This is a genomic window from Escherichia sp. MOD1-EC6098 (genome assembly GCF_002965865.1).
Classification (GTDB): Bacteria; Pseudomonadota; Gammaproteobacteria; order Enterobacterales; family Enterobacteriaceae; genus Escherichia; species Escherichia marmotae.
Window position 1 is genome coordinate 1 of record NZ_PTSN01000016.1, and the last position, 13124, is coordinate 13124.

The window sequence follows — 13124 nt, forward strand, 5'->3', positions numbered from 1 at the left end:
AAGCGTATCTGCAAGGCCATAATGCTCTTGATGAGCATAAAGAGCGTTCCTTCCAGCCTTTTGTGGAAGCCAACTGGATTTATAACTCCCGCAATTACAGTGTGAAGATGGATGGCATCAGCGATGAGATCATCGGTGCGCGTAACATCGGTGAGTTAAAAGTCGGGGTGGAAGGTCAGCTTAATCCGCGTCTGCAACTATGGGGCAACGTCGCCCAGCAGTTGGGTGACAACGGTTACAGCGATACCCAGGGAATGCTGGGTATGAAATATCTCTTTTGATGCCACTTTGCCACCTGTCGCGTACAGGTGGCACTCTTTTTAGATCCGCGTTCTTTGTGATCGCGCTCGCATTCAGTCATTTTTACTATAAATATGATGAAGTTAATTCAGCTTATTTATGAGTGAAATCACTATGGTTCCTTTGCACGCCGTTTACCTGACCGTTGGACTGTTCGTTATCACCTTTTTTAATCCCGGGGCAAATCTCTTTGTCGTGGTTCAAACCAGTCTGGCTTCAGGCCGTCGCGCGGGCGTACTCACCGGGCTTGGTGTCGCGTTGGGCGATGCCATCTATTCCGGGCTGGGGTTGTTTGGAATGGCAACGCTCATTACCCAGTGTGAAGAGATTTTCTCACTCATTAAAATCGTCGGCGGCACTTATCTCTTATGGTTTGCCTGGAACAGTATGCGCCGACAATCAACACCACAGATGAGCGCGCTACAACAGCCCCTTAGTGCCCCGTGGTATGTATTTTTCCGCCGTGGATTAATTACCGATCTCTCTAATCCACAAACAGTTTTATTTTTTATCAGTATCTTCTCAGTGACGTTAAATGCAGAAACGCCGACCTGGGCGCGTTTAATGGTCTGGGCAGGAATTGTGCTCGCGTCTGTTATCTGGCGTGTATTTCTTAGCCAGGCGTTTTCTTTACCGACCGTGCGTCGCGCATATGGGCGTATGCAGCATGTCGCCAGTCGGATTATTGGTGCAATTATCGGTGTCTTCGCGCTACGGCTGATTTATGAAGGGGTAACACAGCGATGAGCTGATAATGGTATATCCAGGTCATCAACTTAATTGAGAAGTTGGACCGCCATCGAGGCCTCGAACCCCGTACCATACAACAATCCTGGTTGTCGTCTGCTCTTCCTGATGAGCTAATGGCGGTTTTTGATATGAGCCTTACAGTATTATTCGCTGTCAGGCTTTGGTGCGATGCATAAGATACAGAAAGCGCCCCATGCAAACTTGATGGAATTATGATTTTTTTCATATAAATGTCAACTAATACATTCACAAAATATATTTATTATTCATAAACCAAGCAACACCGAATCCCTGTCGGTTGACTTGCCCTGCCCCGGCATATTCAGGGTTATAGAAGGGGGCAACTTCGCGCTCTTTTAAGTCTTGTCATCAACCATTGCGTTCCCTATGCCGGGGGAGCGCCCGCCAGCACCGCTTCAAAATCTGCGGCGGTCAGATCGCTTGCCCCTTTGAGCATATCTCTGGCCAACGCTCTGCGTCGGTTCAGTAATTCATCCAGCGTTTCTTCAAAAGTCATTAACTGGCTATCACGCACTGTCGGATAATAGACGTAAACATCTTTCTGCTGCCCAATGCGGTAGGCTCTGTCAGTCGCCTGATCTTCCTTCGCCGGATTCCAACAGCGGGTAAAGTGGATGACATGATTCGCTTTTTGGACATTGACGCCAAACCCAACGGCGATGGTGGATAAAATAATAACGTTAAAACCTGGCGTTGATTGAAATGCATCGATCAGGCTCTGACGATTTTGGTCACTGCCAGATTTGGTGCTGGTATCACCATTAATAATAAAAGGCTTAAAGCCAAAATTCTGCGCAATCAGATGTTGCAGCTCTCGTTGAATATCGCGCAGTTCCGTAAAAATAATCACTTTGTCATCAGATGACTGGCGAATGGTGTTTAACGTCTCCAGCAGCCATTTTACTTTCGGAGCATCGTTCCGTAAGCGCAAATCTGCACTTACGGAATAAGGCCATGCGCAAATAAGTTTCAACCGATGCAGCAACCCCAGCATACCTGAGCCTCGTTGATCCAGCCCTTCGCTGATCTCCTGTTGGTTTTGCCAGCTTACAACCGAGTGGGTATAGAGATCCCGTTGCAATGGCAGCATATTCAACTGTTTACAGTACTGATCTTCAATCTTATCCGGCAGATCTTTCGCTACTTCTTCTTTGGTGCGGCGCAGTGTCTGCGGTTCTATTAATTTGCGTAGCGATTCGAGGACAGCATTATCATTCTGTTGCTCAATGGGGCGCAGATAATCTTTACCAAAATTATTTAAAGCCCCCAACAACCCCGGCTGAACGAAGTCAAATAAACACCACAGATCGACAAGGGTGTTTTCGACTGGTGTTCCGGTACATGCGACTTTAAATTGCGCCTGAATGGCTTTTGCCGATTGGGTTATTAATGCCGCCGGATTTTTGATTTTCTGCGCTTCGTCGCACACCATTATGGACCAGGGCTGACGAGCCAGGGAAAATTCCTGATCGCGCAACGTCTCGTAGGTAGTAAGAACAATATGCGCGTCACCCACCCAGTCATTTTGCAGTAAGTTCTTAATGCCCTTGCTTTTAAGTGCCTGAGGAATGCTCTCTTTCGCGCACTTCTTCGCCTTAAGCTCATTACCATAGAGTTTTAAAATCGACACCTGCTCGCGCAGGAAGAAATTCCCGACCTCACGTTCCCAGTTATCGAGTAACGATACCGGAGCAACAATCAGCGAGGGGGGCGCATCCGGGAAACGTTCTCGATGCCAGATGAGAAAGGTTAAAATCTGTAAGGTTTTACCCAACCCCATATCGTCCGCCAGTAAACATCCCGCCGTCTCGGTTGGCGACTTTAGATACAACTGTTGGAGCCACGCCACCCCTTTACGCTGATGTTCACGTAGCTGAATGGACGTTTTGAGGATCATCGGCAGTTCGACTTCTGCCTGATGTGCGCCGAGCAAGGAATCCCGCCGTTGTTTAACATACAGCGCCTGCTCAATATTTTGTTCTATCAGCAGAACGGCACGACTAACCGGTTCACTGCTTACGCCATCATTTGTTTCGCCATCGATTTTCTTTTTCCATTTATCGTGGAAAATTTCTGCTTCTTCGCGAGGCAAAAGGTTGTCGTTCCAGGGCATGGCAACTTCCGGCGCATCCGTGGCTTTTGCCTCTTCCAGCCGCTCTTCCAGTTCCTGAAAATGTTGATGATTATCGAGATCCCAGCCAGAGAACATGACCTCGCACATCTCTTGCGCAAGGTTCTCCGGAAGCCATTTTTCACTTTCACTTTTGACCAGATAAGGCGAACTGATTTTTTCAAATTCACCGATCCCGATAACCCGGTCACTGTATTTGTTGAGATCGAGAACGTGGGTAAAATTCATTCCCGCCGCCTGTTGCTGCCAGTTTTCAAGCAACGCCTGATAACCTTGCAGTTCTTCCTGGCTGAATCTGGAAAGCTCCAGATCGTAACCCTGCCAGACTCCGGCGGGCAGTTGTGCCGCTAACTTTTGTTCCAGTTCAGAGAGCAACGCCGCCAGTTCACCTGGGCGTTTAAAGATATAGGTTTCATCCGGCACGGATTGTTCAGTTCTGGGGCTGAGAAAAAGCGTTACAGATGCAATTTGCCTGTTTTCATCGATCTGCGGCTCCAGACGAAAATCATAAAAGTAGATCCCGGCGTCCTGTAAATTCTGCTCGTAAACGTCAGGATCGAGCACCTGGCTCGCCTCTTCACCAATCCAGGTGTAGGGATTGCGAACAAATGAGAGCGCATCATCCCCCGCCACGCGACGCCCGGTAATAGCGTGCACGGAGGTCAGGACGTCTTTGACTTCAGGAGAAAGAATGACATGATTTAAGACACCATCATCCCCTAAAACACGGTAACGATCCTGCACCTGTTGCGTACGGTCAAAAATCTGTAACCAGTTTGCAGGCTGCTCATCAAAAACCGGTTCAATTTCCAGTACCGGAGTATCTACCACCAGCGATTTTCGCAGTTTTAACTGTAACGATTCTGGCCTGATAACGATCGTTTTTGCGAGATAGTCATCCAGTTTTGCCCCTGCTTTTTTGGCCTGCCGCCGTATTTTAGCCCAACTGGTTTGGTTGACCGTTTCGCCCGGCGTCTGTCGCTGCTGCAATCTGAGTTGCTGTAGTGCGTCCAGAAGCTGCCAGTTCTCTTCGCTTAACACAAAGGTGCCTTCCGCAGAGGAAAAGCTGGCTCCCGTGCAAGTTATTCCGACGGGGCGATAGTCGTCGGGCTGCGTCCATTTATCAATGAAAACGCGAAAAGTATCATCGCTAATACTTCCCGTTGCAGCAAGATGAGCCGTCAGATTGCGCTGTGGAGGAAAAGCGAAAATCGCCAGGCTGCTGGCATAGTCATCATTTTTCCGGATGCGATAAAAATCATCCCAGCTAAGAAACCAGCAATCAGACCAGTGTGAAACATAATCTTCCTCATGAAGCTGTTCCAGACATGAGGCGACAGGCCAGTTATCTTCACTATCAGCAAGACTAAAGGGGAAAGCAAAGCCCTCCTCTTTCATTACATACAGCGGCACAAATGAAGCGGGTAGTGAGGTATTCTCTTTAATAAATTTACCCAACAATTTTTTGAACACTATTTGCTCCAGTAAGTAAATTTACCCAGCACCGGTTTAAACCCGAGGCTGAGTAATTTTTGCGCCGCTTCATGGTCAGGCTCATTGAACTGAATGTGGATTGCGCCCCCCAGCCCTCGTTTATCCATCACTTTACAATCGACCGAACGAATAACCTCCCGGATTTGCTGTTCCCGGCCAGGTAGCTCTTTTTTGGCTTTTAACGCTGAGGCGATGATGTTGATTTGCTCTTCCCGGTCTGACTTTGCATCACTGACTTCATGTTCAGGCAACGATGCAGGCTCTGGCCGACTCACGGTCTTTGACGCATTGAAGCGGGAGGCATCCAAAGTGACAGAGGGCTGATTTACATCTTCCGCAACGTAATCAATACCCAACTTACGAAGTTCTTCGTCATATCGGCTCATCCAACCTTCAATTCGGTTGAGTGAGTAGCGAAATACCGGCGACAAATGCGGTAAACGCAACCGGACTTTGCGCCGGTTATTCCGCTTATCTTTCAGATCATAATCAATATCAAGAATGCCGGTTTCCGGATTAAAGGGCGCATTCCCCATATGGTAGGCATACATCGCCCCCACTTTCGAAAATTCGACAAACAGATAATCGCCAATGCGCATAATCATGGCATTGTTATCGCGTGAACCAGAGCCTTGCAGGCGGCTTAATCGCCCTGCATTTTTCGCCCTGAACTCAACATAATCGGCATCTTTGGATCGCAGCGCCTCTTCGCCCAGCACAATGCGCGTATAGCTCATCTGATTGGCAAAACGTAGCCAGTAGAACAGGCGCGCATGGTCAACATCCCGATTGCCTTTCAGCAACTCAAAGAACAGTTTCAGGTCGTCTTTGGCGAACCACCCTTGCACCATCAGTAATACGGGATTTTCAACGTGAACCTGCCAGCTTTTATTACGACTGGTTAACTGCGGATTTCCCCAATATTCCAGGGCCAATTGCTTGAGTTCGAAATGTGTTTGATGTTTAAAAGCCGACTGATAATAACGGGTCAAAGTGGCTGCCAGAATATTATCTTTAAACCGCGTAAGCTGGCGGCTTAACGCGATAAGCGAATTAATTTTCTGCTGAAAATCATCGTCATTCTGGCGAAAAATCTCATTGATCAGGTGGTTAACAATTTTGCGCCATAACCAACTGGTTTGTGGAATTTGCGCAACTTTCTCCAGCACCGAAATATCCGTTATTTCTCCGCGCCCGAGCTGTTGTCCGAGAAGAAACCCTGCATTATCGGTAAAAATATCGCTATAGGTGTCAATGACCGACATCCAGGACATCTGACGCGGCGCGCTCTCCTTAAGTTGTTGAAAACCGTGGGCAATCTGCGTGCGTAGCTGCAGCCACTGCGGATTCTTTTCTGGCGTATCGCTGGCATGACCAAAGTAGCTGGTACATAACGCCAGCCATTCCCGCCGCGTTAACCGCCGCTGCGCAATTTTTTGTTCAATTTCAGCGATAATTCTCGCAAAGTTTGTTGCATCATCCATCAATGCAATTTCAAACAGATCGCCCTCTGCTACATCATTGAGGCCAAAAAAAATCATCTTCCATTCGAAGGGCTTTGGCATCTCCCCCGCACGCAGTCGGGCAATGGCCTGTCGGCGTTTCTCCAGAGGGGGAACCATCTTCACCGCGCGAGCATCTACCTTTCTCTCAAGTTGCGCGATAACGCGCTGAAGATAGTTAAAAGCGTGGCTTACCGTCGGCTGCGCGTTCTGCTCTCTGTAGGGAAGTAAGCGGGTTTTCAGTTTTTCAATAGCGGAAGTCATTGCATGATTCCTAGCTGACAGGTTTCCTGGCTAATGCCTGGAACAACATCCATGCTTTCATCGTGCTTTTTGTCTTTCAGGCCAAAGAATTGCATCCGCAGTTCTACGCGACGGCTGGCCTCTTTGCTCTCTTTCGCATTGTTGAACGAAACCCCACCCGCCAGAAATAATTTGCGGATCTGGACTTGCTGTTCCGGGGTTATTTTTTGCTGTAGCGCGCTTCTGCTATCCAGCAAACTGCACATCACCCACTCCGAGCGTTGCAACGAAAGATGCAAGTTATAGAGATAAGAACCATCGGTATCCGTAAAACCTTCTATAACAATTTGCTTAAACCATTTTTTGCCTTCATCGCTATTTGCCGCCTCCAGCACTAACGGCACCACATCCTGTAGCGCCTGTAATCCTTCGGCGTTAAGCGCGAAGCGATTGTGCTCAAAACGCCCTGCTTCACCAAAGCTGATACGGTTATCATGGCAGTCAACCTGAATCGTCTTGTTGAGATTTTTTGCCTGAAGTTCAAGTTTTTCACACAGGCGAGCGATATCATGCCCGCGCGATTTCTCCCCGGCTTCCGCCTGCTGAATTCGCTGCGTAACAGAGCTAAGCGACGCCACCATCACCACCAGAAACAACACCATCATGGCAGTCATCAGATCTGCATAGGAGATCCAGAAGGGTTTTTCCGCTTCATCGCTGCGCCGTTGCCTGCCATTAAATACCCGGTTAAACATCAGCCTGTTCCTTACGCGCGACGATGACGGAGTACCGTTTCCAGCGTATCCACGCTTTCACCGATAATCTCAACCGAAGAACTTAAGGCTCCTGCCGCTTTAGTCAGTTGCGTATCCATCTCCTGTAGTGAACGATTCAGGCCGTTTTCCACCCCGGTCGTAAAGGATTCAAAACTGGTTCCCATCACCTCGGCAATGTTATGCAGGAACTCCTGAGCCTCGCGGTTATATTGTTGCAGGCGTTCGGAATACGCCTTCAGATCGTCAACAAAACGGCTGCGGGATGATTGTTCATCATGGCTACGGTTAATCAGCGTTTCGAGTGCGGTTATGGCATTCGCCACGACTTCACGGGTATTACGATAATCAGCAATCAATGCCCCCAACTCCGCGCTGGCACCGGAAAGCGTGCGCCCTGCCTGTTGCGTGCTATTCAGCACCTCGGCGGTCAATTGATTAGCCTCGGCAACGCGATCGCCCGCGGCTTCAAAGCGGTCGGCGGCCACGCGCATTTTGTCGGCTCCTGTTTGTATCTCTTCCAGATGGCGCGTGGTGTTTTGCGCCATCCGTTGCAGCAACTCGCCAGAGGCTGATTGCTGTTCACGTAGCATCTGCATCAGCGACTCAACCTGACTTTCAAGCTGACCAATGATTCGCTGCGCTTCCTGTTGCAACGCACTCTGCGCTGATTGCTGTTGCTGACTGAGCGACTTCTGACCTTCTTCCAGTTGTCCAAACAGGCTGCCAAGTTGGCTACCCAATTGATCAATACCGCTGGTCATTTTCTCTCGCAGGGCATCCTGGCTGGAATGCATGGTTTGCTGTAACGACGTCATAAACTGTTGTTGTTGCTCGGCCGCCGCCTGCTCACGCGCTTCGCTACGTGCCAGGAGCTGCTGAGTCTCTTCATGCAGCACGCGTTGCCCTTGTTCCTGAGTCTGGCTCATCTGTTTTTGCCCGGACTCCAGTTGGCTGAATACGCCCGCCAGGTTTTGCGTCAGCGCTTCCACCCCTTTGCTCATATTGCCTATCAGCAGATTTTGCGCCTGATTTTGCTGCTGATTAAGTTGCTGCTGGCCATTTTCCAGTTGTGCGAAAAGCGTTGCCATATGACTGCCAAGCGTATCCACAGAAGCCGCCATTTTTTCCATGGTTTCATTTTGCCCTTGCTGAACACTGGACTGGATAGCCTCAATAAAAGCGCGCATCTGTTCCGCCATCGCTTTTTCACGCGCTTCACTGTCGGCAAAGATTTTTTCCAGTTGTTGTGCCATCCGTTCGCCCGCCCCCTCACCTTCTGCGCCAATACGGGCAACGGACTCCTGCAAACTACGCAGCATCTCATTCATCCCTGCCTGCATCTCCTGCTGACCGCTTTTCATTTCGCTTAACAGTTGAGAGAGCAGTTGCGCGCTGCCCTGACGTGAGTCATCCCCGGCCTGACGCATATCCTGCAACAACGTAGAAAAACCGCTTTGCATCGACTGAATGGCTTCCACAGAACGCCCCATCATCTCCTGCATGGTGGTGAACTGCTGACCAAAGGTGTTATCCATTTTGCTCATAAAGGCAGTCAGGACGTTCTCCAGCATCGACTGCACACGATGGCTCTGATCGCCGGAAGCGGTTTGCACCACACCAGCAATTTTATCCAGCGGATTTTTCAGACTGGTTTCAATAGCGCCACTGACCTGTTCAGCAAACTGTTGGCCTGACTCGCGATATGTCGTTGATAATGTCTCTGCCAGCTTTTGATTTTCCCGCATCTGGCTATCTACCAGGTTTTGCAGCATTTCACGCAGGTCAGTGACCAGACCATCCTTAAGTTGCCTCGCATGGGTGGTGTTTTCTTTAGTACTGGAAAGAAGTTGCGAAAGGTAATCTTCACCGACGCCGCCTTCAAAAAGCTGGTCAATGCTGGCGGTAAGGAGTTCAAGATTTTTATAACATTGCGCCAGTCGCCATTTTTCAAACATGGTGACCAGAATAGAGAACGTAATAGCAAATGCCGAACCTAAAAACGCATACAGAACGTCGCGTAAAAGGTTAGCGACACTGGCGCTGACCTGCTCTGGCGTGCTGGGGTCAAAATGGTGCAAACCAATCATCAGCCCCGAAAAGGTGCCGATAATCCCAATTCCGGTCAGGATGCCAGGGAGATGTTTAAACGCTTCTGTATAGAGAGGAATTTCGACTAATAACGGTTCCGTAAACCATGCTGACGACGGAGCCGTTGAGCGGATGGCGCTAATTTTTTTTTGCCCGCTGTTTTCATCAAACTCAAACTGGCGATGTAGAGACTCTTTAAATTCGCTCCAGGGGTGCGCAAAAAATTTATCAGAGAATAACGCGTCTAATTTTTCGAGTTGTTGTGCCGGTTTTTCATTGCCAAGTAGCCGAATTGCTTTCGCTTTTTGTTTAAAGCGTGCTGAAACCCTAAATGAAGGAATAGCGTAACGGACAATGAAACCCAACAACAAAACCCCAACCACAATAGCGACATAAATCGGCACATTTTCTGGATTAACAGAGGTTAACGTGTCGAGGAACGAAGTCAGCGAAAACATCTAAATACCTTGAGTGAAGGAAAAGAAATTTGCAGGGCAGAACATCACCAGCAAGGAAAAAAACCGCCCGCTCATTATAGGAAAAGTCTCGATTTTTACATCTACAAAACGTTATATATCTCATAAAAACATTGATCAAACACATGCGTAAGAAATTTAAATCGCTTGATGGGAATAATTCACAGAATTTATGCTTTTTGACACAAAGATTGTGGATTTTATTTTTTGCCGCCGGGCTTACGGATGAAACTTTTTCATGGAGTGCGCGGCTTCTAATAACGTCCAGTCACTATTCAACGAGACAATTAAATGAGTGAGATTGACATTAAGGGCGATGAAACGCTGGTTGCTCTGCTACTGAACGCCGACAAAAACGAATACCACCAACGCCAATAAAGTCATTTTGCGAAAATGGCACAACAATCGCTTAATGCCGCAAAAGTCGCAATTAAGGACGCCCGTCAGGCGTTCGGCCAATTCCAGCAAAATATGCTGGATAAGCCGTTACAGACCAGCCGCATGTTGATGGAAATGAAAGATGGTAAACCGGTGAAATGTTATGCGTTGCCGAATGCTTAAGGCGACTCGTAAGATTTGCTGTGTGGTTAGTGGAACCACACACTATTTCTCATGTTCAGGAGAATCAAAGCCAACAAAGCCATATTCAGGCGACCCCATCCCTGGGGTTACTGCTCGCCGTTACAAACGCGTCAAATGCACATCACCCTGTCACACTCCCCCATACCAGTTGTCCTTTATGGAACGTCGCCGTGCGCGGCGAGATACGCGCCACCGCCTCGGCGGAACAGGAGGCATCCACCAGCACAAAACTGGCGTCATCCTGCGCTTTTGGCCAGACGCGCTCGCCTTTTTCATTCAGCGGCAAAACGTCACCAGTGGCTAAAAACAGCGAACGGGACAGGTTTTGTTCGTTAGGGCGAATATAAAGCTGCGCGTACAAATTGGCTTTCTCCAGCATGTCGCCCAGGCCGTAAGGCGACCAGTGATCAATAACGCTGTCGGTGCCGGTCATCACTTTTACGCCCTTGTCGTGTAGCTGCTTGAGCGGCATATGCAACGTGCCAATCGGCACCGTCGAGGCGATAGAAATTTGCTGCGCCGCCATCCGGTGCGCCAGTTCATCTACCTGTTGCTCGTTGAGCATGGCCAGCGCAAAGGCGTGGCTGATGGTCAGCTTGCCTTTTAGTTGCGGCGTTTTCTCTACCGTTTCAACCATATAATTGATGGCCGCCACGCCCGCCGGAGTGGTTTCGTGCAGGTGAATATCGACGCCTTTGTCATAGTCCAGCGCAATCTGGAACATGGTGTCGAGAGATTTTTCCATCGCACCATCAACACTGGTCGGGTCCAGGCCGCCGACGTAATGCGCGCCTGCCTGCATCGCTTCGCGCATTAAGGGTTCCGATTTCGACAGCAGCAAACCGTGCTGCGGGAAGGCGACTATTTCACACTCGAAGCCCGCCTGACGTCGCGCCAGCACCGCCTGCAAATTTTGCAGATTTTTCAGGCCGGAAACCGGTTCGATATTGCAGTGGCTGCGGGCAATGGTGGTGCCTTTCGACTGCAATAAATCGATCAGTTTTTCCGCCCGCTCCTGAGTGTACGGTTGCAGCTCCGGCAGCATTTTCTGCTCGAGCTTGATCATGTCCTGGATGGTGGTGCCTGCCGGGCGATTGAGTGAACGCCACGGCCCGCCGTAAAAGGTTTTGTCGAGATGAATATGCATGTCGCGGGTGGTGGGCAACATCAACTTACCGCCAGCGTCATAGTGCGGCAGCGTGGCGTCCGGATGCTGCTTGTTCTCGCGCAGCGCAACAATTTTGCCGTCCTGAATCTCCACGGTCTGGCGCGCCGTGCGGGTCTGCACCGCCACGCCGTTTTCGTAGTCAAAACCGTTTTCCAGCAGCACGTTGTCGAGATAGTAATGCGGGTCAGTGATTTTCATGGTGTTGTTCGCTTCGCAGTGGATTGTGTCAGAGGCTGCCGCATGGGCAAGCGGCACAGACGTACCAAACAGCGCGGCGGCGGTGACCATCTTACCGCTCTGGCTCAGAAACTCACGGCGGCTATTGCTTTCTTTCATCTTACGTCCTTACGTTTTAATAATATGAGTGCCCGTTTCACCGCGCAGCGCCGCGGGCAGGCATTCCGGCGTGGTGATAATCACTTCTTTGCCGCCCTGTTCCAGGAACGTCAGGCTGGCGATGATTTTTGGCAACATGCTGCCGGGCGGGAAATGCCTTTCCTGCATATAACGGGTCATAGTGACAATATCTACGCGATCCAGCGCCTGCTGCTGCGGTTTGCCAAAGTGGATACACACTTTTTCCACACCGGTGGTGATCACCAGAATGTCGGCGTGAATTTCACGCGCCAGTAGCGCGGTAGAGAGATCTTTGTCGATAACCGCGTCCACGCTTTGGTAATCCCCCGCTTCGCTGCGTACCACCGGAATGCCGCCGCCGCCCGCGCCAATCACCACAAAGCCCTGTTGGATCAGCGCCTTAATAGCAGGTGCTTCGACAATACGTTTCGGTTCCGGCGAGGCGACAACGCGGCGATAGCCCCGTCCGGCATCTTCTACAAAACGCCAGTCAGGGTTTGCCTTTTGTAATGCGTCACGCTGGGTTTCACTGAAGAATGCGCCAATAGGTTTGGTGGGATGAGCAAAACCCGGATCGTTTTTATCCACTTCCACCTGAGTCACCACGGTGACGGCTTTTTTCTCGCCGTGGCGGGCAAGCCGGTTATTCAGCGCCTGTTGGATCAGGTAGCCAATGCCGCCTTGCGTATCTGCCACACAGTTCGCCAGCGGCGTTAGGGGCAGCCCTTCTCGCTCATGGGCAATCTCCGCGCGGCGTAAATCCAGACCGACCTGCGGCCCATTGCCGTGGGTCAGCACAATGTCGTAATCGGAAGCCAGCATTTCCAGCACCGTATCGGCGACGGCTTTCACCGCCTCCGCCTGATGCTCAATCGACTGGCTGGCGTTATCTTTGATAATGCTGTTGCCACCAATGGCAACGACCACAAGTTCTTTCATGTTGTTATGTCCGCTACAGAGGATGATGGGGTTATGACCAACGCCAGACTGCCTGATGCGCTACGCTTATCAGGCCTACAATTCTCGTGCCACTCGTAGGCCGGATAAGGCGTTCTCGCCGCATCCGGCAATGGTGACAAATGCCTGATGCGACGCTCGCGCGTCTTATCAGGCCTACAGATTCTTGCGCCACTCGCAGGCCGGATAAGGCGTTCTCGCCGCATCCGGCAATGGTGACAAATGCCTGATGCCACGCTCGCGCGTCTTATCAGGCCTACTGATTCTTGCACCATTCGC

Annotated in this window: 9 protein-coding genes and 1 pseudogene; 3 read left to right on the forward strand and 7 right to left on the reverse strand. The window is 50.1% G+C overall.

Going from position 1 to position 13124, the window contains the following annotated elements; all coding sequences use genetic code 11:
- Together C0K55_RS16555 and C0K55_RS16560 are read left to right on the forward strand one after the other, a co-directional pair.
- The coding region (locus C0K55_RS16555) for an autotransporter outer membrane beta-barrel domain-containing protein (RefSeq protein WP_123059625.1) at positions 1-281 on the forward strand (281 nt) is incomplete at its 5' end.
- A gap of 133 nt (positions 282-414) precedes the next feature.
- Complete coding sequence (locus C0K55_RS16560) at positions 415-1047, forward strand: LysE family transporter (RefSeq protein ID WP_123058161.1); 633 nt, start codon at positions 415-417, stop codon at positions 1045-1047.
- 34 nt (positions 1048-1081) lie between these two features.
- Here C0K55_RS16560 and C0K55_RS27175 read toward each other — a convergent pair.
- From C0K55_RS27175 to zorA1, 5 genes and pseudogenes are all read right to left on the reverse strand, one after another.
- Positions 1082-1256 (reverse strand): annotated as a pseudogene (locus C0K55_RS27175) (hypothetical protein); the annotation flags it as partial.
- 179 nt (positions 1257-1435) lie between these two features.
- On the reverse strand, positions 1436-4675 hold the full coding sequence (gene zorD / locus C0K55_RS16565; protein ID WP_105266924.1) for a type I Zorya anti-phage system protein ZorD: 3240 nt from the start codon (positions 4673-4675) through the stop codon (positions 1436-1438).
- Complete coding sequence (zorC, locus tag C0K55_RS16570) at positions 4675-6462, reverse strand: type I Zorya anti-phage system protein ZorC (RefSeq protein ID WP_038355726.1); 1788 nt, start codon at positions 6460-6462, stop codon at positions 4675-4677. Before zorC ends, zorD begins: the two co-directional genes overlap by 1 nt.
- Positions 6459-7196 (reverse strand): type I Zorya anti-phage system protein ZorB1, encoded by a 738-nt coding sequence (zorB1, locus tag C0K55_RS16575; protein ID WP_000483326.1) that lies wholly within the window; start codon positions 7194-7196, stop codon positions 6459-6461. Before zorB1 ends, zorC begins: the two co-directional genes overlap by 4 nt.
- 11 nt (positions 7197-7207) lie before the next feature.
- Positions 7208-9763 carry a type I Zorya anti-phage system protein ZorA1 gene (zorA1, locus tag C0K55_RS16580; protein ID WP_105266923.1) on the reverse strand — a complete coding sequence of 852 codons (2556 nt, stop codon included), beginning with the start codon at positions 9761-9763 and terminating at the stop codon, positions 7208-7210.
- A 411-nt stretch (positions 9764-10174) separates the two neighbouring features.
- On the opposite strand from zorA1, the gene C0K55_RS16585 reads away from it, so the two are divergent.
- Positions 10175-10342, forward strand: a complete 168-nt coding sequence (locus C0K55_RS16585) for a hypothetical protein (protein WP_010377087.1) — start codon at positions 10175-10177, stop codon at positions 10340-10342.
- 142 nt (positions 10343-10484) lie between these two features.
- On the opposite strand, the gene C0K55_RS16590 is transcribed toward C0K55_RS16585, so the two are convergent.
- Together C0K55_RS16590 and C0K55_RS16595 are read right to left on the reverse strand one after the other, a co-directional pair.
- Positions 10485-11867 carry an amidohydrolase family protein gene (locus C0K55_RS16590; RefSeq protein WP_001515825.1) on the reverse strand — a complete coding sequence of 461 codons (1383 nt, stop codon included), beginning with the start codon at positions 11865-11867 and terminating at the stop codon, positions 10485-10487.
- Positions 11868-11876: 9 nt separating this feature from the next.
- Positions 11877-12827 carry a carbamate kinase family protein gene (locus tag C0K55_RS16595; RefSeq protein WP_105266922.1) on the reverse strand — a complete coding sequence of 317 codons (951 nt, stop codon included), beginning with the start codon at positions 12825-12827 and terminating at the stop codon, positions 11877-11879.
- Positions 12828-13124 lie beyond the last annotated feature (297 nt).

Bases quoted from the DNA above. Each gene is read 5' to 3' on its own strand.
- C0K55_RS16560 (WP_123058161.1), top strand. From the start codon at position 415: ATGGTTCCTTTGCACGCCGTTTACCTGACCGTTGGACTGTTCGTTATC.
- zorC (WP_038355726.1), bottom strand. From the start codon at position 6,462: ATGACTTCCGCTATTGAAAAACTGAAAACCCGCTTACTTCCCTACAGA.
- zorB1 (WP_000483326.1), bottom strand. From the start codon at position 7,196: ATGTTTAACCGGGTATTTAATGGCAGGCAACGGCGCAGCGATGAAGCG.
- zorA1 (WP_105266923.1), bottom strand. From the start codon at position 9,763: ATGTTTTCGCTGACTTCGTTCCTCGACACGTTAACCTCTGTTAATCCA.
- C0K55_RS16585 (WP_010377087.1), top strand. From the start codon at position 10,175: ATGGCACAACAATCGCTTAATGCCGCAAAAGTCGCAATTAAGGACGCC.
- C0K55_RS16590 (WP_001515825.1), bottom strand. From the start codon at position 11,867: ATGAAAGAAAGCAATAGCCGCCGTGAGTTTCTGAGCCAGAGCGGTAAG.
- C0K55_RS16595 (WP_105266922.1), bottom strand. From the start codon at position 12,827: ATGAAAGAACTTGTGGTCGTTGCCATTGGTGGCAACAGCATTATCAAA.